26 protein-coding genes are annotated in these 17,481 nt (G+C 66.8%); 18 read left to right on the top strand and 8 right to left on the bottom strand.

Translation table 11 applies throughout. The features are described from left to right. Positions 1-3: 3 nt before the first annotated feature. Both EV653_RS09680 and EV653_RS09675 read right to left on the bottom strand, forming a co-directional pair. On the bottom strand, positions 4-423 hold the full coding sequence (locus tag EV653_RS09680; RefSeq protein WP_134100402.1) for a VOC family protein: 420 nt from the start codon (positions 421-423) through the stop codon (positions 4-6). Positions 424-433: 10 nt separating this feature from the next. Then, positions 434-1,369, bottom strand: coding sequence for a helix-turn-helix domain-containing protein (locus tag EV653_RS09675; RefSeq protein WP_134100400.1), 936 nt, complete (start codon positions 1,367-1,369; stop codon positions 434-436). 71 nt (positions 1,370-1,440) lie between these two features. Here EV653_RS09675 and EV653_RS09670 point away from each other — a divergent pair, with 71 nt between their 5' ends. The 11 genes from EV653_RS09670 (at position 1,441) to EV653_RS09625 (ending at position 9,689) form a co-directional block, all read left to right on the top strand. Next, positions 1,441-2,433: an NAD(P)H-binding protein gene (locus EV653_RS09670; RefSeq protein ID WP_134100397.1), complete on the top strand. Its 993-nt coding sequence runs from the start codon at positions 1,441-1,443 to the stop codon at positions 2,431-2,433. A gap of 91 nt (positions 2,434-2,524) precedes the next feature. Then, positions 2,525-3,523, top strand: coding sequence for an endonuclease/exonuclease/phosphatase family protein (locus tag EV653_RS09665; protein WP_134100394.1), 999 nt, complete (start codon positions 2,525-2,527; stop codon positions 3,521-3,523). Further along, on the top strand, positions 3,511-3,966 hold the full coding sequence (locus EV653_RS09660; protein WP_166679328.1) for a DinB family protein: 456 nt from the start codon (positions 3,511-3,513) through the stop codon (positions 3,964-3,966). The genes EV653_RS09665 and EV653_RS09660 overlap by 13 nt, the downstream gene beginning before the upstream one ends. A 56-nt stretch (positions 3,967-4,022) precedes the next feature. After that, entirely contained in the window at positions 4,023-4,808 is a 786-nt protein-coding gene (locus tag EV653_RS09655; protein ID WP_238159654.1) for a hypothetical protein, read from the top strand. A gap of 44 nt (positions 4,809-4,852) precedes the next feature. Beyond that, positions 4,853-5,296: a helix-turn-helix transcriptional regulator gene (locus EV653_RS09650; protein WP_134100385.1), complete on the top strand. Its 444-nt coding sequence runs from the start codon at positions 4,853-4,855 to the stop codon at positions 5,294-5,296. A 9-nt stretch (positions 5,297-5,305) separates the two neighbouring features. Continuing rightward, complete coding sequence (locus EV653_RS09645) at positions 5,306-5,728, top strand: VOC family protein (protein WP_134100382.1); 423 nt, start codon at positions 5,306-5,308, stop codon at positions 5,726-5,728. A 25-nt stretch (positions 5,729-5,753) separates the two neighbouring features. Beyond that, the gene (locus tag EV653_RS09640) at positions 5,754-8,114 is read left to right on the top strand and encodes an ATP-binding cassette domain-containing protein (RefSeq protein ID WP_134100379.1); all 2,361 of its coding nucleotides are present in this window, start codon (positions 5,754-5,756) and stop codon (positions 8,112-8,114) included. An 85-nt stretch (positions 8,115-8,199) separates the two neighbouring features. Further along, positions 8,200-8,544, top strand: a complete 345-nt coding sequence (locus EV653_RS09635) for a VOC family protein (RefSeq protein ID WP_134100376.1) — start codon at positions 8,200-8,202, stop codon at positions 8,542-8,544. After that, on the top strand, positions 8,544-8,687 hold the full coding sequence (locus tag EV653_RS41050; protein ID WP_166679327.1) for a hypothetical protein: 144 nt from the start codon (positions 8,544-8,546) through the stop codon (positions 8,685-8,687). The genes EV653_RS09635 and EV653_RS41050 overlap by 1 nt, the downstream gene beginning before the upstream one ends. Beyond that, positions 8,684-9,079, top strand: a complete 396-nt coding sequence (locus EV653_RS09630; protein WP_134100373.1) for a VOC family protein — start codon at positions 8,684-8,686, stop codon at positions 9,077-9,079. Before EV653_RS41050 ends, EV653_RS09630 begins: the two co-directional genes overlap by 4 nt. A 16-nt stretch (positions 9,080-9,095) precedes the next feature. Then, positions 9,096-9,689, top strand: a complete 594-nt coding sequence (locus EV653_RS09625) for an HAD family hydrolase (protein ID WP_238159653.1) — start codon at positions 9,096-9,098, stop codon at positions 9,687-9,689. On the opposite strand, the gene EV653_RS09620 is transcribed toward EV653_RS09625, so the two are convergent. Further along, positions 9,679-10,089, bottom strand: a complete 411-nt coding sequence (locus tag EV653_RS09620) for an Ohr family peroxiredoxin (RefSeq protein WP_134100367.1) — start codon at positions 10,087-10,089, stop codon at positions 9,679-9,681. The genes EV653_RS09625 and EV653_RS09620 overlap by 11 nt on opposite strands. Positions 10,090-10,197: 108 nt before the next feature. Here EV653_RS09620 and EV653_RS09615 point away from each other — a divergent pair, with 108 nt between their 5' ends. The 5 genes from EV653_RS09615 to EV653_RS09595 all read left to right on the top strand — a co-directional run bounded on the left by EV653_RS09615 (position 10,198) and on the right by EV653_RS09595 (position 13,277). Next, on the top strand, positions 10,198-10,983 hold the full coding sequence (locus EV653_RS09615; RefSeq protein WP_134100364.1) for a helix-turn-helix domain-containing protein: 786 nt from the start codon (positions 10,198-10,200) through the stop codon (positions 10,981-10,983). Between the two features lie 49 nt (positions 10,984-11,032). After that, positions 11,033-11,488, top strand: coding sequence for a GNAT family N-acetyltransferase (locus tag EV653_RS09610; RefSeq protein ID WP_166679326.1), 456 nt, complete (start codon positions 11,033-11,035; stop codon positions 11,486-11,488). 17 nt (positions 11,489-11,505) lie between these two features. Then, the gene (locus tag EV653_RS09605; RefSeq protein WP_134100359.1) at positions 11,506-12,204 is read left to right on the top strand and encodes a class I SAM-dependent methyltransferase; all 699 of its coding nucleotides are present in this window, start codon (positions 11,506-11,508) and stop codon (positions 12,202-12,204) included. A gap of 132 nt (positions 12,205-12,336) precedes the next feature. Further along, positions 12,337-12,783 carry a hypothetical protein gene (locus EV653_RS09600; RefSeq protein ID WP_134100356.1) on the top strand — a complete coding sequence of 149 codons (447 nt, stop codon included), beginning with the start codon at positions 12,337-12,339 and terminating at the stop codon, positions 12,781-12,783. Next, complete coding sequence (locus EV653_RS09595) at positions 12,780-13,277, top strand: GNAT family N-acetyltransferase (RefSeq protein WP_134100353.1); 498 nt, start codon at positions 12,780-12,782, stop codon at positions 13,275-13,277. The genes EV653_RS09600 and EV653_RS09595 overlap by 4 nt, the downstream gene beginning before the upstream one ends. 82 nt (positions 13,278-13,359) lie before the next feature. Here the strand turns inward: EV653_RS09595 and EV653_RS09590 are convergent, their stop codons facing one another. Beyond that, complete coding sequence (locus EV653_RS09590) at positions 13,360-13,602, bottom strand: hypothetical protein (RefSeq protein WP_134100350.1); 243 nt, start codon at positions 13,600-13,602, stop codon at positions 13,360-13,362. Between the two features lie 53 nt (positions 13,603-13,655). Further along, a complete protein-coding gene (locus EV653_RS42690; RefSeq protein WP_134100347.1) occupies positions 13,656-14,045 on the bottom strand; it encodes an ankyrin repeat domain-containing protein in 390 nt (129 codons plus the stop codon). Between the two features lie 314 nt (positions 14,046-14,359). On the opposite strand from EV653_RS42690, the gene EV653_RS09580 reads away from it, so the two are divergent. Beyond that, complete coding sequence (locus tag EV653_RS09580; protein WP_134100344.1) at positions 14,360-15,154, top strand: class I SAM-dependent methyltransferase; 795 nt, start codon at positions 14,360-14,362, stop codon at positions 15,152-15,154. Positions 15,155-15,206: 52 nt separating this feature from the next. Here the strand turns inward: EV653_RS09580 and EV653_RS41645 are convergent, their stop codons facing one another. From EV653_RS41645 to EV653_RS09570, 3 genes are all read right to left on the bottom strand, one after another. Next, positions 15,207-15,569, bottom strand: coding sequence for an acyltransferase (locus EV653_RS41645; protein ID WP_238159651.1), 363 nt, complete (start codon positions 15,567-15,569; stop codon positions 15,207-15,209). A gap of 14 nt (positions 15,570-15,583) precedes the next feature. Further along, positions 15,584-15,808, bottom strand: a complete 225-nt coding sequence (locus EV653_RS41640; protein WP_202871526.1) for a hypothetical protein — start codon at positions 15,806-15,808, stop codon at positions 15,584-15,586. A gap of 105 nt (positions 15,809-15,913) precedes the next feature. Then, complete coding sequence (locus EV653_RS09570) at positions 15,914-16,405, bottom strand: SRPBCC domain-containing protein (protein ID WP_166679325.1); 492 nt, start codon at positions 16,403-16,405, stop codon at positions 15,914-15,916. A gap of 195 nt (positions 16,406-16,600) precedes the next feature. Between EV653_RS09570 and EV653_RS09565 the strand changes: the two genes are divergently transcribed. Next, complete coding sequence (locus EV653_RS09565) at positions 16,601-17,374, top strand: nucleotidyltransferase domain-containing protein (protein WP_134100338.1); 774 nt, start codon at positions 16,601-16,603, stop codon at positions 17,372-17,374. The last annotated feature ends 107 nt before the right edge of the window (positions 17,375-17,481 follow it).

The following is a 17,481-nucleotide window of genomic DNA, read 5'->3' as shown; positions in this document are numbered from 1 at the left end:
GAGTCAGACGTGTCCGACCAGCAGGCAGAACGGATGTCCCGCCGGATCGGCGAGGACGTAGAGCGGTTCGTCCTCCTCCGCCTCGCGGTCGTACAGCAACCGCGCGCCGAGCTGCTCGGCCCGCTCGCGATGCCGGTGGAGCTCCTCGAGCGACGGCACGGCGTAGTCGATGTGCAGCTGCATCGGCACTTCGGCCGACGGCCACGTGGACGGCGCCAACTCAGCGACCTGCTGTACGGCGAGCTGGCGGTTCCCGTCCTCGTCGACGAGCACGAGCCAGCTGGCGTCGTCCTCGGACCCGTCCACCGGCGGCTCGTCCCCGGGCCGGTACCGCAGCCCGAGGAACACGCGGTAGAACTCCGCCAAGCCTCGCGAGTCCACCGCGTCCAACGCGGTGTGCATCCGCCGCGGATAGCTGTCCATGGCGCTCACCTTACGGGCTGCGGAAAGCGGTTCTGTAGGCGTTGGGCGGAATGCCCACTACCCGTTTGAACTGACGCCGCAGGGTGGTGGCGGTGCCCAGGCCGGTGGCAGTGGCGACTGCTTCGATGCTGTGGTTGGTGGCCTCCAGCAACTGTTGGGCGCGGCGGACGCGTTGGGTCAGGAGCCATTGGAGTGGCGTCTGGCCGGTCACCGCGCGGAACTGGCGACCGAGGTGGCGCGGGCTGGTGTTCGCACGACGGGCGAGGTCGGTGACGGTCAACGGCTGGTCCAGCCGCTCCTGCGCCCACGCGAGCAGCTCCGCGAGGGTGTGATCGCCGCTCACCGGGACCGGCGTCGAGACGAACTGCGCTTGGCCGCCGGCGCGATGCGGCGGTACGACGAGACGCCGGGCGATCGTGTTCGCGACCGTCGCGCCGTGGTCGAGGTGGATGAGGTGGAGACAGAGGTCGACCGCGGCTGCTTTGCCGGCGGCGGTGAGGACGTTGCCGTTGTCGGTGTAGAGCACGTCGGGGTCGACGGTCGCCGCTGGATACCTGGCGCTGAGGGCGTCGGCATGTCCCCAATGCGTCGTAGCGCGACGACCATCGAGCAGTCCAGCGGCGCCGAGGACGAAGGCGCCGGTGCACAGTGACGCGATTCTGGCCCCTGACTCGTAGGCGGACCGGACGGCATCGACGAGCTCGGGCGCTGGGGGTTCCTCGACGTCGGCGAGGGCGGGGACGATGACGGTGTCTGCTTGCGCGAGGAACGCCAGGTTGTCGTCGGGCTCGACGGTGAACGGGCCGACGCGGACCGATCCCGGTCCGCACAGGCGTACGTCGTACCACTCGTCTGCCCCGAGTGGCGGGTTGCCGAAGATCTCGTACGCGATGCCGAGCTCGAAGTGCAGCAGGTGCCCGGCGGTCGCCAGTGCGACGGTGTGCATGTCCGAAAGTGTACGAACAGTGTCGTTCCGGACTCTCACGCTGTCTCATCCGGTACGGCGAGACTCAACGTATGAGCCGTATGAACGCTGTCGTGGTCTATGGAGCAACCGGTCACACCGGCCGTTTCGTCGTCGAGGAACTGCTGCGCCAAGGTCTGCCGGTCATTGCCTCCGGCCGGAATTCCGGCGCACTCGAGGCCCTCTGGGACTTGGAGATCCGCCCTGCTGCGGTCGACGACCCGCACGCACTCGACCAGGCGCTGAAAAACGCCGCTGCTGTGATCAACTGCGCCGGCCCGTTCGCCGCGACCGCGGACCCGGTGATCGACGCGGCCATCCGTGCCGGGATTCCGTACGTCGACGTCGCCGCGGAGATCGAGGCCAACGTGTCGACGTACGCCAGGCAGAGCGGCACCCCGGTCGTGCCGGCGATGGCGTTCTTCGGCGGTCTCGGCGACTTGCTGACGACCGCGGCGCTGGGGGAGCGGACGAGCGCCGACGAGGTGCACGTCGCTTACGGACTGACCAGTTGGCACCCGACGCCCGGTACGCGCGCCGCCGGCCAGGTGTCGCACGACCGGCGCGACGGCCGGCGGCTCCGCTTCACCGACGGCGCTCTGCAGTACCACGAGGACAAGCCGACGCAGGAGGACTGGACGTTCCCGGAGCCGTTCGGCCGGCGTCGGGTGATCCCCGAGTTCACGATGGCCGATGTCGTCACGATCCCGAGCCACCTCGCGGTACCCGAGGTCCGCACGTATATGACGGTCGAGGCGGCCAGTGATCTCGCGGACACAGACACCCCGGCGCCGGTCGCTGTCGACGCCACGGGCCGATCGGACCAGGCCTTCATCGTCGACGTCCGGGTCCGGATCGGCGGCGAGGAGCGGCGGGCGACAGCCGGCGGGCAGGACATCTACGCGATCTCGGCCCCGCTCGCGGTCGGCGCCGTACGCCGAATCCTCGCGGGTGAGACGCGCTCGACGGGCGTGGCGTCCGCCGGTGCGATGTTCGACGCGGTCGACTTCCTGAGCGATTTACCACTCACCCTCGACCTGCCGTAAACCGATTCCGTGCGGGAGAATGTAGGCCTCCTGCTGACCGCCCATCATCAACTGGGCGCGGTTCGGTTCTGGTGTGGCATAGCCTGGTCGGGTGGAGGGGACTGAGGTAGGGGTGGGGGACGCTCCGTCCAGAACGGGGCGGTACGCCGGGATCGTGGTCGCCGGATTGTTGCCGTGGGCATGGTTCTTGCTCCGGGACCGGCTCGGCGTGGTGACGGACGTGCTGGCGATCCTGTTGCCGATACTGGCGCTGGTCGTGGCCCTGCTCGCGTTGCTGGTGGGTGTGCTCGCGCGCCGTCGCCGACCAGCCTTCGCGGTTGCTGTGTCGTTCGCCGTGTCGACGCTGCTGGTCGGCATCGTCGCTACGGTCGGGCCATGGGTCCCGCACGGCTCGGGGACGGTCGACCCAAGTCGCGGCATCCGGTTCGCCGCGGCGAACATCGGCGCCGGCGAACTCGAAGGCGCGGACGACCTGATCGCGCAGAAAGCCGACGTACTTGTCATCTCGGAGATCGGGCAGCCGCTGACCGAACGGTTGTCCGAGGCGTACCCGGAGCACGTCGCCTATTGGAACGGGCCGGCAGTCGGGGTCTTCAGCCGCTGGCCGATGACCGTGCTCGAACAGCCCGGGCCTGATCTCCCGGGGTACATGCTCCGGGTCCACGCGCCGTCCGGTGACTTCGATCTGCTCGCCGTCCATGTGCCGAAGGCGTGGTACAAGTCCGGCGGGTCGTCGTACAACACGCCGGCCGACACGATTCCGTACGAGACCACCGTCGCGAACCATCATCGGCTCATCGAGCAGATCGCACTGCGAGCAGCCCGCGACGACCACCCGGTCGTGATCTCCGGCGATCTCAACACGACGGACCGCGGCCGCGATTACCGGGTGCTGGCCGATCCGCTGAAGGACGCGATGCTGAACGGGTGGGGCCGGCCGTCGCAGACCGGCAGATGGGCGGCGCTGTTCGTCCGGATCGACCACCTGTTCGTGAAACCCGGTTGGTGCTCGGACGACACCGGCTGGTTCCAGGTGCCGAAGTCGGATCATCACGGTCTCGTCGCCACGATCGGCCCGTGCAAGACGTGACCGAACTCGAACAGCTGGTGGAGACCCTCGACGGGCTGCGCGCCGGCGTACTGAAGAAGCTCGCCGGCCTGAGCGAGGCGGACGCACGCCGCAGTACGGTCGAGTCCGGGACCAACGTGGCCGGCCTCGTCCAGCACCTGACCTTCGTGGAGTCCCTCTGGATCGAGGAGGTCGTCGCCGGCGGCAAGGCCTCCCGCGGCAAGCGCTCGATGACAGTCGACCCCGGCATCTCGCTCACCAAGCTCCGCGCCGACTACAAGGCAGCCTGCGCCGCCTCCAACAAGATCATCGCCAAACTCGGCGACCCGGAGACGCCCGTTACCCGCAACGGCAAGACCCACAATCTCCGCTGGGCCGTCCTGGCCGTCATCAACGAAACCGCGCGCCACGCCGGCCACGCCGACATCATCCGCGAACAACTCGACGGAACCACCGGCCGCTGACCCAACCCTGTGACATCTTGTCGTCGCCGATCTGGAACTACCCCCGAAGGACGCCGATGTCGCAGCCGCATCCTGAGTCAGGCTCGTACCGAAACCCCTCCGACGACGCCTGGTGGCGCCGGGCCCTCGATGCCACCGGGGCCACGATGCAGCTTCGTGCCTACGAGCAGAACGGACAGGAGGTGACCTGGTCGGATGCCGTCATGAACGCGAGTGCCGCGGCGAGCATGCAGTGGCGGCGGGACACCAACGAGCGCTGGGCCAACCTCCCGCCGGGACCGCTCGGCGACCTCTCCGACGGGTTCGCGCAGCGGCTGGCCGAGGAGTACATCGAGAACGGCCGAATGGGCTACCACATCGACAACACCGAGTTCCTGCCGAACGTCCGTGCCCAGATGGCCCGTGGCGACATCGACCGGACCCTCGAGACCGCGGCCACCTCGATCGTCACCTCCGCCGACCCCGGTGAGCGCGGTGAGCGCTGGCACCACCCGGACCCGGACCTGGTCAGCGACGTACGCAACGCGATGAGCAAGCAACTGCTCGACGGCCGGTACGGCGACGCCCAGGTCGCCGGCAACGAAGCCGTCGCCGATCGGAACTTCGCCTACCGTCTCGGGTACGCGACGGCCGACGCCGGCGTGAGAGCAGTGAACGCCGGCATCGCAGCGCGCCCCGACCGTGAGCTGGCCCGGAGTGTCCAGCACACCCTCGGGGCTCAGCCCGCGCCGCGAGTGACGCCCGCCGGCGAGCGGACCGATGGTGCGGGCGGACGTCCGGCGAGCGGTGGACCGGCTGCCGGTGCGGCGAAGGAGAGTGGCGCTGCGCCGCTGACTCGCTAGCGCGGCGGGTGACTTCGGTTGGTTGAGCTGGCAGGATTTGTACCGTGAGTAGTGGAGCGACGGACGAGCAGCGCCTGGCGGATCTGGCGCGGCTGCGGCGGGTGAAGGACCGGATCGACCGGGAGTACGCGCAGCCGCTGGACGTCGACGCGCTCGCCCGTGGTGCGCACATGTCGTCGGGGCATCTGAGCCGTGAGTTCAAGCGTGCTTACGGAGAGTCGCCGTACGGGTATCTGATGACGCGGCGGATCGAGCGGGCGATGATGCTGCTGCGGCGCGGCGGGATGAGTGTCACCGACGTGTGTTTCGCGGTCGGCTGTCAGTCACTGGGCACGTTCAGCACCCGCTTCACCGAGCTCGTCGGTATGCCGCCGAGCGTCTACAAGGACCGCGCCGGCGACGCCACCCTCGGCATCCCCTCGTGTGTCGCGAAACAGGTAACGCGACCGATCAGGAATCGAGAAGCTTCTCCGTCGTCCGGCACGTAGTTTGACGCCATGACGAACAACCCGACGATCAAGATTCACGCCAGCTTCCTGCCGCACACCGATCCCGAGGCGTCCCTGCGCTTCTACCGCGACCTCCTCGGCTTCGAGATCCGCCTCGACGTCGGGTACGAGGGCATGCGCTGGATCACGGTCGGGCCGCCCGGGCAGCCGGACACCTCGATCGTCCTGACGCCGCCGGCCGTCGATCCCGGGCTCACCGAGGACGAGCGCCGTACCATCGGCGAGATGATGGCCAAGGGCACTTACGCCACCCTCGTGCTGCAGAGCGACGACCTCGACGGTCTGTTCGAGCGCCTGCAGGCGACCGACGCGGAGGTCATCCAGGAGCCGATGGACCAGCCGTACGGCGTCCGCGACTGTGCGTTCCGCGACCCGGCCGGGAACCACATCCGGATCAACCAGGCCCCCTGAACCCGTCTTTCCAGAGGAGACACGCATGAGCCGCGACGAACACGTTGCCGACAGCCACGACATGATCCGGGTCACCGGCGCGCGGGTGAACAACCTGAAGGACGTGAGCGTCGAGATCCCGAAGCGCCGGCTGACCGCGTTCACCGGCGTGTCCGGCTCGGGCAAGAGCTCGCTGGTGTTCGGCACGATCGCGGCCGAGTCGCAGCGGCTGATCAACGAGACGTACAGCGCGTTCGTGCAGGGCTTCATGCCGACGCTGGCCCGCCCCGAGGTCGACGTACTCGATGGTCTGACCACGGCGATCCTCGTCGACCAGGAGCGGATGGGCGCCAACCCACGCTCCACGGTCGGTACGGCGACCGACGCGAACGCGATGCTCCGGATCCTGTTCAGCCGGATCGCGGAACCGCACGTCGGCCCGCCCACGGCGTACTCGTTCAACGTGCCGAAGCGGACGGCGACCGGCTCGATGACCGCGGACAAGGGCGCCGGCGAGAAGAAGGTCGTTCGCGAGCAGGTGTACGCCGGCGGCATGTGCCCGCGGTGCGAGGGCATGGGCTCGGTCACCGACTTCGACCTGACCGCGCTGTACGACGAGAACAAGTCGCTGAACGAGGGCGCGCTGACGATCCCCGGCTACAGCATGGACGGCTGGTACGGGCGGATCTTCCGCGGCTCCGGGTTCTTCAACCCGGACAAGCCGATCAAGAAGTACACCAAGAAGGAACTGCACGACTTGCTGTACCGCGAGCCGACCAAGATCAAGGTCGAGGGCATCAACCTCACCTACAACGGCATCATCCCGGCGATCCAGCGGTCGTTCCTGTCCAAGGACGTCGACGCGATGCAGCCGCACATCCGCGCGTTCGTCGAGCGTGCGGTGACCTTCACGACCTGCCCCGACTGCAACGGGACCAGGCTCGGCGCCGAGGCCAGGGCCTCGAAGATCAAGGGCAAGAACATCGCGGACCTGTGCGCGATGCAGATCACCGACCTGGCCGCCTGGATCCGCTCGTTGAAGGAACCTTCGGTGGCGCCGCTGCTCAAGGCGCTGGGCGAGGCGCTCGACGCGTTCGTCGACATCGGCCTCGGGTACCTGTCGCTGGAGCGGCCCGCGGGCACACTGTCCGGCGGTGAGGCGCAGCGGACCAAGATGATCCGCCACCTCGGGTCGTCGCTGACCGACGTGACGTATGTCTTCGACGAGCCGACGATCGGTCTGCACCCGCACGACATCCAGCGGATGAACGACCTGCTGCTGCAGTTGCGCGACAAGGGCAACACAGTGCTGGTCGTCGAGCACAAGCCAGAGACGATCGCGATCGCCGACCACGTCATCGATCTCGGCCCCGGCGCCGGGTCCGGCGGTGGCGAGGTGGTGTTCGAGGGGACGCTCGACAAGCTCCGTACCAGCGGGACTCTGACGGGCCGGCATCTGGACGATCGCGCGTCGTTGAAGTCGTCGTTCCGCTCGGCGTCCGGTGCGCTCGAGGTGCGGGGCGCCTCGACGAACAACCTGCAGAACGTGGATGTCGACGTACCGCTCGGCGTGCTGGTCGTGGTGACCGGCGTGGCGGGGTCGGGCAAGAGTTCACTGATCCGCGGGTCGATCGCCGATCGTGAAGGTGTCGTGGCGATCGACCAGGGCGCGATTCGCGGGTCCCGGCGGAGCAACCCGGCGACGTACACCGGACTTCTCGAGCCGATCCGGAAGGCGTTCGCGAAGGCGAACGGGGTCAAGCCGGCGCTGTTCAGTGCGAACTCCGAGGGCGCGTGCCCGGCCTGTAAGGGCGCGGGTGTGATCTACACCGAGCTCGGCGTGATGGCGACCGTCGAATCGCCGTGCGAGGAGTGCGAGGGTCGTCGCTTCCAGGCCGCGGTGCTGGAGTACACGTTCGGCGGGAAGAACATCGCGGAGGTGCTCGCGATGCCGGTTTCGGAGGCCTTGGGGTACTTCGCCGACGGTGAGGCGCGTACGCCGGCCGCGGAGAAGATCCTCGAGCGGCTGGCCGATGTCGGTCTCGGATACCTGTCGCTCGGGCAGCCGTTGACCACGCTGTCCGGCGGCGAGCGGCAGCGTCTGAAGCTGGCGACGCGCATGGGGGAGAAGGGCGGGATCTACGTCCTCGACGAGCCGACCACCGGCCTGCACCTCGCGGACGTCGAGCAGCTCCTCGGCCTGCTGGACCGCCTCGTCGACGGCGGCAAGTCCGTCATCGTGATCGAACACCACCAGGCCGTCATGGCTCACGCGGACTGGATCATCGACCTCGGCCCGGGCGCGGGCCACGACGGCGGCAAGATCGTCTTCGAGGGCACCCCGGCGGAGCTCATCAAGAAGCCGAAGACGCTGACCGGGAAGCATCTCGCGGAGTACGTCGCCTAACCGGTCAGGAATCAAGAAGCACCGCAGACGTCGGCGCGACTAACGTGACAGTCAGTAAGCGAAACCGGAGTTTGGAGATGCTGAAATGACTTCCACGCAAGGCGTCAAGACGATCCTGCACCCGGTCACCGACCTCGAGAAGGCCAAGCCGGTGTACGCCGCACTGCTCGGCCTGGAGCCGATGGCCGACTCGCCGTACTACGTCGGGTTCGAGGCCGAGGGTCAGCAGATCGGCCTGGTGCCGAACAGCGACATGACCTCGCCGACGGCGTACTGGCACGTCACCGACATCGAGGCGAAGATCGCCGAGGTCACCGCTGCCGGCGGCACCCTGAAGGACGCTCCGAAGGACGTCGGCGGCGGACGTCTGGTGGCCACGCTGACCGACCCCGACGGCAACGTGCTCGGCATCCTGCAAGACCCGTCCTGATGTGCCTGATCCCGAAGCTGTACGTCGCCGCGATCTACGGCGACGTACAGCAACAGGACCCGCCCGAGTCAGAGACTTTGCCTGAGGAGACTCCGGCCGACGAAGCCGTCGAACCGGTCCTGGTCCTAAGCTCGCTCGTGTGATTGCCCAACTCCAGGTCAACCTGTTCTGCGCCGACGTCGACGCCTGTCTGGCGTTCTACACCCGCCTCGGCCTGACCGAGGCCTTCCGCGCACCGGCGACCGGCCCGATCCAGCACGTCGAGGTCGAGGCCGCCGGTGTGCGGATCGGTCTCACCTCGGCGGAGGTGGCGAACAACCTCGTCGAGCTGGGCGTCGCTCCGTCCGGCACTCCGTCGACGGAGGTGGTCTTCTGGTGCGACGACGTCGACGAGTTCTACGAACGCGCAGTGGCTGCCGGCGCGACTCCCGTCGTACCGCCGATTGATTCTCCGGACAATCGGCTCCGGTTCGCGTGGTTTCGGGACCCGGACGCTCACCAGCTGAAACTCGTGCAGAATCGCTCGCATTGCTGATTCGCGGGTCCGGCACGTGTTGTTCGACGCGGACGGCGTTCTGCAGGACCTGCCGGGTGGTTGGTATGCGGCGATGGAGCCGTATCTGGGGGACCGGGCGCGGGACTTTCTGCATGAGACCTGGTCCGACGAACTGCCGATGCTCGCGGGGGAGGGCGACTACCTGCCGGTGCTGGAGGCGTCATTGGTGCGGTACGGCGTGACTACCCCGGTGATCGAGGTGTACGACGCCGTGTGGAAGAACATCGTGCTCATCGAGGAGTCGCTCGACATCGTGCGAGCGCTGAAGCGCAGCGGGTACGGCGTACATCTCGGCACCAACCAGGAGTGTTATCGCGGCGCGCACATGCGGACGGCACTCGGGTACGACGATCTGTTCGACGTGAGCTGCTACTCGTACGACCTCGGCGTGGCCAAGCCCGACCCCGCCTTCTTCACCCGCGCTGCCGACCGCATCGGCGCCGACCCGTCGACGATCCTGTTCATCGACGACACCGCCCGCAACATCACCGGCGCCCGCACCGCCGGCCTCCACGCCGAGCTATGGGACTTCACGCAGGGCCACGACAGGCTGGAGACGCTCCTCGCCGAACACGGCGTCATTCGGTGACGATCTCGACCGAGATGTTGCCCTGCACGGCGCGGGAGTACGGGCAGACTGCCTCTGTTGCTTTGAGCAACTTCTTCCCGACCTCACAGTGCAAGTGGTCGGGGAGTTCGACCCGCAGTACGGCGGCCAGCTCGAACCTTCCGTCAGCGGGAACGAGGCTGACCTCGGCGGTGACGGCGACGTCCGAGGCGTCGATGCCGCGGGCCTGGGCGACGCGGTCGAGGCTGGTGGAGAAGCAGGCGGCCCAGCCGACGGCGAAGAGCTGTTCGGGGTTGATGCCGTCACCGGTTCCGCCCATCTCCTTGGGGAACGCGAGCTGAACGTCCAACTGCCCGTCGGCGGTGATGGCGCGGGACTCGCGGCCAGACGCGGTGGCAACTGCTGTGTAGGTGGGGTTCATGGCGTCAACGATCCGGGGCGCCGGGGGAGAGGTTCAATTACCTCCTTGGTGCAGTTACCTCGCGGGTAATGGCTGGACGGCCGCGGTCCGCCGTACCGTTCAGTTGTTATGACCGTCCTGGACGAGCCACAGACCGCCGGCGAGCTGCTGCGGTTCTGGCGGACGCACCGGCGGCTGAGTCAGCTGGAACTGGCGCTCGAGGCCGAGGTGTCGACGAAGCATCTGAGCTTCGTCGAGACGGGCCGTGCGCAGCCGAGCCGTCAGCTGCTGGTCCATCTCTCGAACCATCTCGACCTGCCGATCGCCGAACGCAACCGGTTGCTGCTCGCGGCCGGGTTCGCGCCGATCTACCTCGACGAGCCGTACAACTCCCAGACCATGCAGCCGCTGCGCGAGTCGCTCGGTCGGCTGCTCGACGCCCACCTGCCCAACCCGGCGCTGATCGTCGACGGGCTGTGGAACCTGATCGACGCGAACGCCGCGGCGTCGCTGCTGTGGGCCGGCGTGGATCCCGAACTCCTGAAGCCGCCGATGAACATGCTCCGTCTGTCGGTGCATCCAGGAGGGCTGCCGAGCATCTCGTCGATGACGGCCGCCTGCAGTCTCCCGCTCATTCATCAGCTGAAGCGCAGGAGCCGCGAGACGGCCGACGATGCGCTGGCCGAACTGCTGGACGAGGTCGAGCCCTACCTGCCTGATGCCCCGCCAACAGTCGCTGCCCAGCAGCCGATGGTCACCCTTGACCTCGAGACCCGTCTGGGGCCGGTCCGTCTCTTCACTTTGATCGCCACCATCGGGGCCCCACTGGAAGTAACGGCCGCGAGCTTAGCCATCGAGACGTTCCTACCGGCCGATACGACGAGCGCCGAGCGGCTGCAAAAGCTCATGAGCTAAGCAGGAAACGGTTTTCCAGCGGCGGGGGAGCTGGGGGAGTATTGGCCAGGTGGATATTTGCCTCGCAGGTCAGACGGATGTGCCGCGACTGGCTCGGCTGCTCTGGCTGAACGCCGCACCTTCGCAACGCGGGGAGCAGCCCGTCGAAGAGTTCGCCGCCGATCTGGCGTCCTGGTGGATCGACAACGACTCGCATTTCGCGTTCGTCGCTCGGCTGGACGAGTCCGAGCTAGTCGGCATGGCGTGGCTGGCGATCGTTGCGCGGGTGCCCAGGCCGGGTGCGACCACGCGCCGTTCGGCCGACATCCAGAGCGTGTACGTCGTACCGGAGGTTCGCGGCCAAGGTGTGGGATCTGCGCTCGTCCAGGCCGCGGCCGATCACGCGTTGGAGCTCGGCGCCGGTCACGTGACTGTTCACTCCGGCCGCAAGGCCGTGCCGGTGTACGAGCGGCTCGGCTTCACGTCGTCCCGCCAGCTTCTGCAGAAGGAACGCATGCCCTCGTGAACTCGTAGGGTTCGTCCATGCCGACGATGGATTACGACGAGTTCGCCGAGGCGTACGCCGCCGACAACGAGACGAATCTGCTCAACGGTCACTACGAACGGCCGGCGATGGTGAGCCTTGCCGGTGACGTGGCCGGTCGTCGCATCCTGGACGTCGGCTGTGGCGCCGGTCCGCTGTCAGCGGCGTTGCGTGACAAGGGCGCGATCATGTCCGGCTTCGACCTGAGCGCGGAAATGATCCAGCTGGCCCGCCGACGACTCGGCTTGGACGCCGACCTGACCGTCGCCGACCTGGCCGACCTGCTGCCGTACGCCGACGCTGCCTTCGACGACGTCGTGGCGTCTCTCGTCCTGCATTATCTGGAGGACTGGACCAAGCCGCTCGCGGAGCTCCGCCGGGTGCTGAAGCCGGGCGGACGCCTGATCATGTCGGTGAACCATCCGATCGTCTACACAGCCCTGAACCCCGACGCCGACTACTTCGACGTCGCCCCCTTCTCGTACGACGCGGAACACGCCGGCCGCACAATCGTCTACACAAACTGGCACCGACCGCTGCACGCCATGTCCGAGGCCTTCACCGCCGCGGGCTTCCGGATCTCCGTCATCAGCGAGCCCTCGATCGCCCCCGACACCCCACCCGAAGTGATCCCGGACCACCTGAAAGACGTAAAGCGGTTCATCAGCTTCATCTTCTTCGTCCTCGAGGCGTACTGAGGGTGGAGCGTGTCTTTCCAGACGGGGATGCCGACGAGCGTGGGGTTCTGACCGCGGCGAACAGCTCGACGGCACCCGCGGGTACTAGTTGGTGGCCGGGAGCGGGGGAGAAGGCCGGGGTACCGTCCTCGTATGCGATGGGAAGGCGACGAAATCGGACGCGGCGTCGGGGACGCCGAACGGTTGGTCCCCGGCGTCAGTGATCTCCTTGCGGCGTTCCAGGAGCCGCTCTGGGTCGCTGAGGAACCAGAGGTTCATCTTCTGCCGCATGTCGAACGATGGTGTGAGAACGACGGGCGACTTGCTGTACTAACTTCCTCGACCGACGACCAGCACACCTTCGTCCTCGACCTCGAATGGCGTGGCGAGCCGACAAGCGTGGGACATGCACGAGCGGCCGTGTTCTCGCTCATCGGATCGTTCGCCGAGAGCGCCACGTACATCCGCCAACGCCGGATCCTGAGTGACGGATCACTGGCAGGCCTCCAGTTCGAGATCGGAACCGGTGAGCTGGCCCCCGACACGAGGTTCCGGCCTCACGGCCACGCCGTACACATCAACGTGGCCGGCATCAGATGATCCGCATTCGAGACGCCATGCTGGGCGACGGAGATGCGCTTGCGGAGTTGCATGCGCGGTCGCGGGCTGTGTACTACGGCGCCGGCGGCCACGAGGTGGCGGCCGTTCCTGACGAGAGATACCGCGAGTCCTGGCACAAGATGGTGGCCGATGATCGACTCACCGTCCTAGTGGCTGTCTCGACCTATGACATCGCCGGTGTAATCACGCTGGACGCCAACGGAGTGTTTCCGACCAACGCACCTGACGAGAAACGCGTTCGGCTCGTAGGGATCTTCGTCGAGCCCAGCCAGTGGTCGAGCGGCGTCGGCAGCACCCTGATGGCACGCTTCGTTTCCATCACACGCCAGGCTGACGCTGTAGGCGAGGTCGACGTCTGGGAGCGGAACTCGCGCGCCATCCACTTCTACAAGCGACACGGCTGGACCCGCGACGGAACCTCGCGCCCGGGCCCGGCCGGGGCCGACTACATCGGCTTCGTACACCAGCAGTAGCAACTCCGGTGGGATAACTGGCACCCCGACGCGTCGCACCGCGACGACTGGGGAAGCCGGAGTCGACCGGGGGGCCGTCGACTCAGGTTCGCATCTCGAATCGCAGAGTAATTCCAGCAAGTTCCTCGACCTCGGCCAGCAACCCTGGCGCGATGGTCACGGGTTCGCCGTCCGCGCGGACTCTGATCCGGGTCGGTGGCTGGCCTTCCAAGGTCACACGTGCCGCCGGCTGGAACTCCGACAAAAGGAACCGAACCCTCTCGAATCCGCGCTCGTCGAACCGGAGCTCGCCGCGTTCCGCGACAAGATCGAACTCGAACGTCACGAGGCAACCTTAGCCAGCACACTCATGCCAGGGCCCATGCGGACTGTGGCATATCAGTGCGTCTGGGCGAACAGCGCAGCGACCTCGTCAGCGCCGATTCTCCCTGCCAGCTCACGCGGAGATGCTCCGGCTTCGTTGACGATGTCCGGATCAGCACCAGCCTCGACGAGTGCTTCGACGGTCGCATCCTTCCCACGCGAGCTGAACACCGCACGCCACAGAGGCGTGTTCCCAAACCGATCTCGCGCGTCCACCGGCGCTCCAGCTTCCACAAGCACCCTGACGGCCTCGGTCTGCGATTCCTGCGCAGCGAAGTGCAGAGCCGTGAAGCCCTGCCTGTCAGCCAGCCCGACCTCGTCACCCGCAGCCAGGCGCTCTCGGATACCCGCGACGTCACCTTCAAGTGCCCGATAGTGAAGCTCCTGACGACCCTCACGATCCATCCCGACAGTCTGTCCCATCACACGATCCAAACCGACAGGGACGGGAATTGAGCAGCCGGGGGTCGCCCGGTTCGCGGCAGAACAGAGCGCTCGGCCTCGATTCGACGGTCCTTTGTTCGCGTCGCCGTCGGTGGATCACGGCATCGTCTGCAGCTGCGGAACCAGGCAGTTGGCCGACAACCTCCCAAGGCTCCGAATCGCGTCCGCTGCACACTCCACGGTGAGACGGCGGCGCGATGTTCGTTGACGACACAGCGGACTTTCCCCGCGCTGTCGACGCGAGCATTGCATCGGACCTGGCACACTGGCTCGGCATGACCTCCGAGACGCAGACTGCCGAGCAGCAACCGGACCACTACGACAGCTTCGCCGAGGCGTATGCGCGCGCGAACGAGAACGGCCTGTTCAACCGGTGGTACGCCCGGCCGGCGGTGCTCGATCTGCTGGGTGACGTCGCCGGGCGCCGGATCTTGGACGCTGGCTGCGGTTCAGGGCCGCTCGTCGCCGACCTGAAAGAGCGAGGAGCGAGCGTGGCCGGGTTCGACGCGAGCCCTGCGATGATCCGGCTCGCCCGGAAGCGGCTCGGAGACGACGCCGACCTGAAGGTTGCCGACCTATCCCTGCCGCTGCCGTACGACAACGAGGCCTTCGACGACGCGTTGGCCGTGCTCGTGCTGCATTACCTCGAGGACTGGTCGGGCCCGCTGACCGAACTGCGCCGAGTGCTGAGGCCTGGCGGCCGGTTGGTCGTGGTGGTGAACCACCCGGTTATCCCGCCGGTGATGTACCCCGAGGTCGACTACTTCGCGACCGTGCCTAACACGGAGGAGTACGACTTCGACGGCGTCTCCGCAACACTCACGATCTGGTATCGCTCGCTGAGCGCAATGTCGGAGTCGTTCACCGCTGCGGGCTTCAGGATTTCTGCGATCAGCGAGCCGCCGGTGTCACCGGACACGCCGCCCGAATTGCTGCCCCCGAGCGACTCCGACCCCACCCGCTTCATCGGCTTCATCTTCTTCGCCCTCGAGGCATCTCCTACTGTCGCACCTGAATCTGATCGCGCCGACGTGGGAGTATTTGCATCTACTTCTACGCCCGTCAGTTAATTGGCAGGAACGGGAGTTGAGGAGCCGGGAGTGGCTGGGGGAGTAACGGCGGTCAGAGTTGGGCATTCGGGTAGGTGACGGCTCGCAGGACCTTCGCAGGCGCGCCGGCCGCGACGGAGTACGACGGAATGTCCTGCGTGACAACGCTGTTGGCGCCGATCACGCACCTCTCGCCGATCGTCACCCCGCTGGTGACGACCACGTTCGCGCCAAGCCAGACGTTGTCGCCGATCCGCGTCGGCCCCTTGGAATCGAACCCCTGCCACGGCACCGGCCGATCCGGATCGTCGAACCGATGATTGGCATCCGTCACGAAGCACCCGTTCGCCAGCATGCAATGGGATCCGATCTCCACCAGGTCGAGCGCCGCGACCATCACAGCGACGTTCAGGAACGTGCCTTCCCCGATCCGCACCCGCCCGTCGTCGCCTATGTGGTGATCCAGACGTTGGGCTCGAACATCGTGTTGGCCCCGACCTCGAGCCGCCCGTCCTGCAAAGCCTCCAGCACGTTCCCGTGCAATGGCCACCGCGCGAAGGCCCCGCGCCGCATCAGCTCCCAGTTGATCCGCCCCCGGTTCCAAGGCAGCGAACTCCGCTGGTACCAAAGCCACTTCTGCACCCAGACTTTCAGCTGCCCACGAAGCTCCTCCACACGCGCCAGCCTACGGGGGCAAGCACCCCATCGACCGTCAACTCGGTGAACCACCAACTCCCGTTGGACAGTCCTGCCGGCTCTCGTTCAGTCCGGTTTGCAGGCCTAGGCGCGGCTGGAGTCGAGAACTGACCTGAGGATGTCTTCCATCTCGTCGAGGCTGTCTTGCTGGCCGTCGAATCTGGTCATGTGGTCGCGTCCCGCCTTGTCACGGAACGCAAGGCTCCGCGTCAAGGTGGTCACCCCATTGCTCTCTTGCAGTACCACCGTCTCGACCGCCTCCACGTCGGGCCAGCAGTTGAACAGCCACGTCTGCACGGTCCGGGTCGGCGGCTCGACCTCAAGATAGGTCCCGCTGAACGAGAACACGTCTCCGTCTCCGGTCACGAAGGAAGAGCGGTAGTTCCCTCCGACCCGCAGGTCGATGGTGCACTCCGTCATCCGGTCCGGGGGAGTCGCACCCCACTTGCTCACATGCTCGGGCTTGGTCAACACGTCGAAGACGAGCGCGATCGGAGCGTCGAACTGTCGGGTGATGACAACCTCAAGCTCGTTCGGGAATGTGATGACTGCAGAACCATGCCGATCAGATGTCACCGTCGTCTCCTTGTCGTTGCAGCTCGCGCTTCGGCCGGGACCTGCTGGATCCGGTGCGACGGTGGTTGATGCCTTGCCTGTCCCGGCTCCTTCAGCGTAGGCGCGCTCAGCCGCGTTGAGCACTCGTCCGCCTCGATCACAGCCTTCTAAAACGGGTCGCCCCATACTCCGGGATGTGGAAGGTTTCGTTTCGTGATGGACGAATTGGTCGAACGGCTCGCTGTCATACCCGGCGTTGTAGCTGTCGTCCTGGGCGGCAGCCGAGCCCGTGGCGAGCACCGTCCCGACAGCGACACGGATCTCGGGATCTACTACCGAGGTCGCCTGGACATCGATCGGTTGCGAGAGCTGGCGGCAGAGGTTGCCTCGAAATACGAGGTGTTCGGCGTGGGCGACTGGGGACCATGGGTGGACGGTGGCGCCTGGCTCACGATCGACGGGCGCGCCGTCGATTGGATCTACCGAGACCTGGATCGCGTGAACGGCGTCTGGGACGAGTGCCGTGCTGGTCGCTTTACGGTCGAACGTCAGGTTGGCCATCCGCTCGGCTTCTACAGCCACACCTATGCCGGCGAAGTCGCGCTGTGCCAGGCGCTGGTCGATCCGACTGGTGAACTCACCCAGCTGCAGGAAGACACCCGGCAGTACCCCGGCGCGCTGGGGGACGCGCTGGTCGAAGCGTTGTGGGAGGCAGAGTTCTCGATCGTCGGCGCTCGGAAGGCGCCGCGAGACACGGTTTACGTTGCAGGCTGCCTGTTCCGCGCGGTCGGTGTGATGGCTCAAGCGCTGCATGGCCGTGCGCATCGATGGACAGTCAATGAGAAGGGGATCGTCGCTTCCGCCGCGAGGTTGCCGCAGGTACCGGGTGGGTTCGAGGCGCTGGCGGAACGTGCCGTGACCGACATCGAGGCCGCTGGGCGTCTCCTCGAAGCCGTACGCGCGGGCGTCGGCGGAGGCACGCCGGCTTGAACAACTGGTACCGCCGGATGTTGGAGTAGCGGGAGTTACTCGACGAGGTCCGCCTCGCAGTCGGCTCTCAGCACGGACGATCTTGGACCAAATCGTTGGCACTAGCC

This window comes from Kribbella pratensis, from assembly GCF_004365355.1.
Classification (GTDB): domain Bacteria; phylum Actinomycetota; class Actinomycetes; order Propionibacteriales; family Kribbellaceae; genus Kribbella.
The sequence above is the reverse complement of the archived record's forward strand: the minus strand, read 5'-3'. Positions and strand labels throughout refer to the sequence as shown.

Excerpts from the sequence above, each read along its gene's own strand:
- EV653_RS09680 (WP_134100402.1), bottom strand. The coding sequence starts at position 423 with ATGGACAGCTATCCGCGGCGGATGCACACCGCGTTGGACGCGGTGGAC.
- EV653_RS09675 (WP_134100400.1), bottom strand. The coding sequence starts at position 1,369 with ATGCACACCGTCGCACTGGCGACCGCCGGGCACCTGCTGCACTTCGAG.
- EV653_RS09670 (WP_134100397.1), top strand. The coding sequence starts at position 1,441 with ATGAGCCGTATGAACGCTGTCGTGGTCTATGGAGCAACCGGTCACACC.
- EV653_RS09655 (WP_238159654.1), top strand. The coding sequence starts at position 4,023 with ATGTCGCAGCCGCATCCTGAGTCAGGCTCGTACCGAAACCCCTCCGAC.
- EV653_RS09645 (WP_134100382.1), top strand. The coding sequence starts at position 5,306 with ATGACGAACAACCCGACGATCAAGATTCACGCCAGCTTCCTGCCGCAC.
- EV653_RS09640 (WP_134100379.1), top strand. The coding sequence starts at position 5,754 with ATGAGCCGCGACGAACACGTTGCCGACAGCCACGACATGATCCGGGTC.
- EV653_RS09635 (WP_134100376.1), top strand. The coding sequence starts at position 8,200 with ATGACTTCCACGCAAGGCGTCAAGACGATCCTGCACCCGGTCACCGAC.
- EV653_RS41050 (WP_166679327.1), top strand. The coding sequence starts at position 8,544 with ATGTGCCTGATCCCGAAGCTGTACGTCGCCGCGATCTACGGCGACGTA.
- EV653_RS09620 (WP_134100367.1), bottom strand. The coding sequence starts at position 10,089 with ATGAACCCCACCTACACAGCAGTTGCCACCGCGTCTGGCCGCGAGTCC.
- EV653_RS09615 (WP_134100364.1), top strand. The coding sequence starts at position 10,198 with ATGACCGTCCTGGACGAGCCACAGACCGCCGGCGAGCTGCTGCGGTTC.
- EV653_RS09605 (WP_134100359.1), top strand. The coding sequence starts at position 11,506 with ATGCCGACGATGGATTACGACGAGTTCGCCGAGGCGTACGCCGCCGAC.
- EV653_RS09600 (WP_134100356.1), top strand. The coding sequence starts at position 12,337 with ATGCGATGGGAAGGCGACGAAATCGGACGCGGCGTCGGGGACGCCGAA.
- EV653_RS09595 (WP_134100353.1), top strand. The coding sequence starts at position 12,780 with ATGATCCGCATTCGAGACGCCATGCTGGGCGACGGAGATGCGCTTGCG.
- EV653_RS42690 (WP_134100347.1), bottom strand. The coding sequence starts at position 14,045 with ATGGATCGTGAGGGTCGTCAGGAGCTTCACTATCGGGCACTTGAAGGT.
- EV653_RS09580 (WP_134100344.1), top strand. The coding sequence starts at position 14,360 with ATGACCTCCGAGACGCAGACTGCCGAGCAGCAACCGGACCACTACGAC.
- EV653_RS09565 (WP_134100338.1), top strand. The coding sequence starts at position 16,601 with ATGGACGAATTGGTCGAACGGCTCGCTGTCATACCCGGCGTTGTAGCT.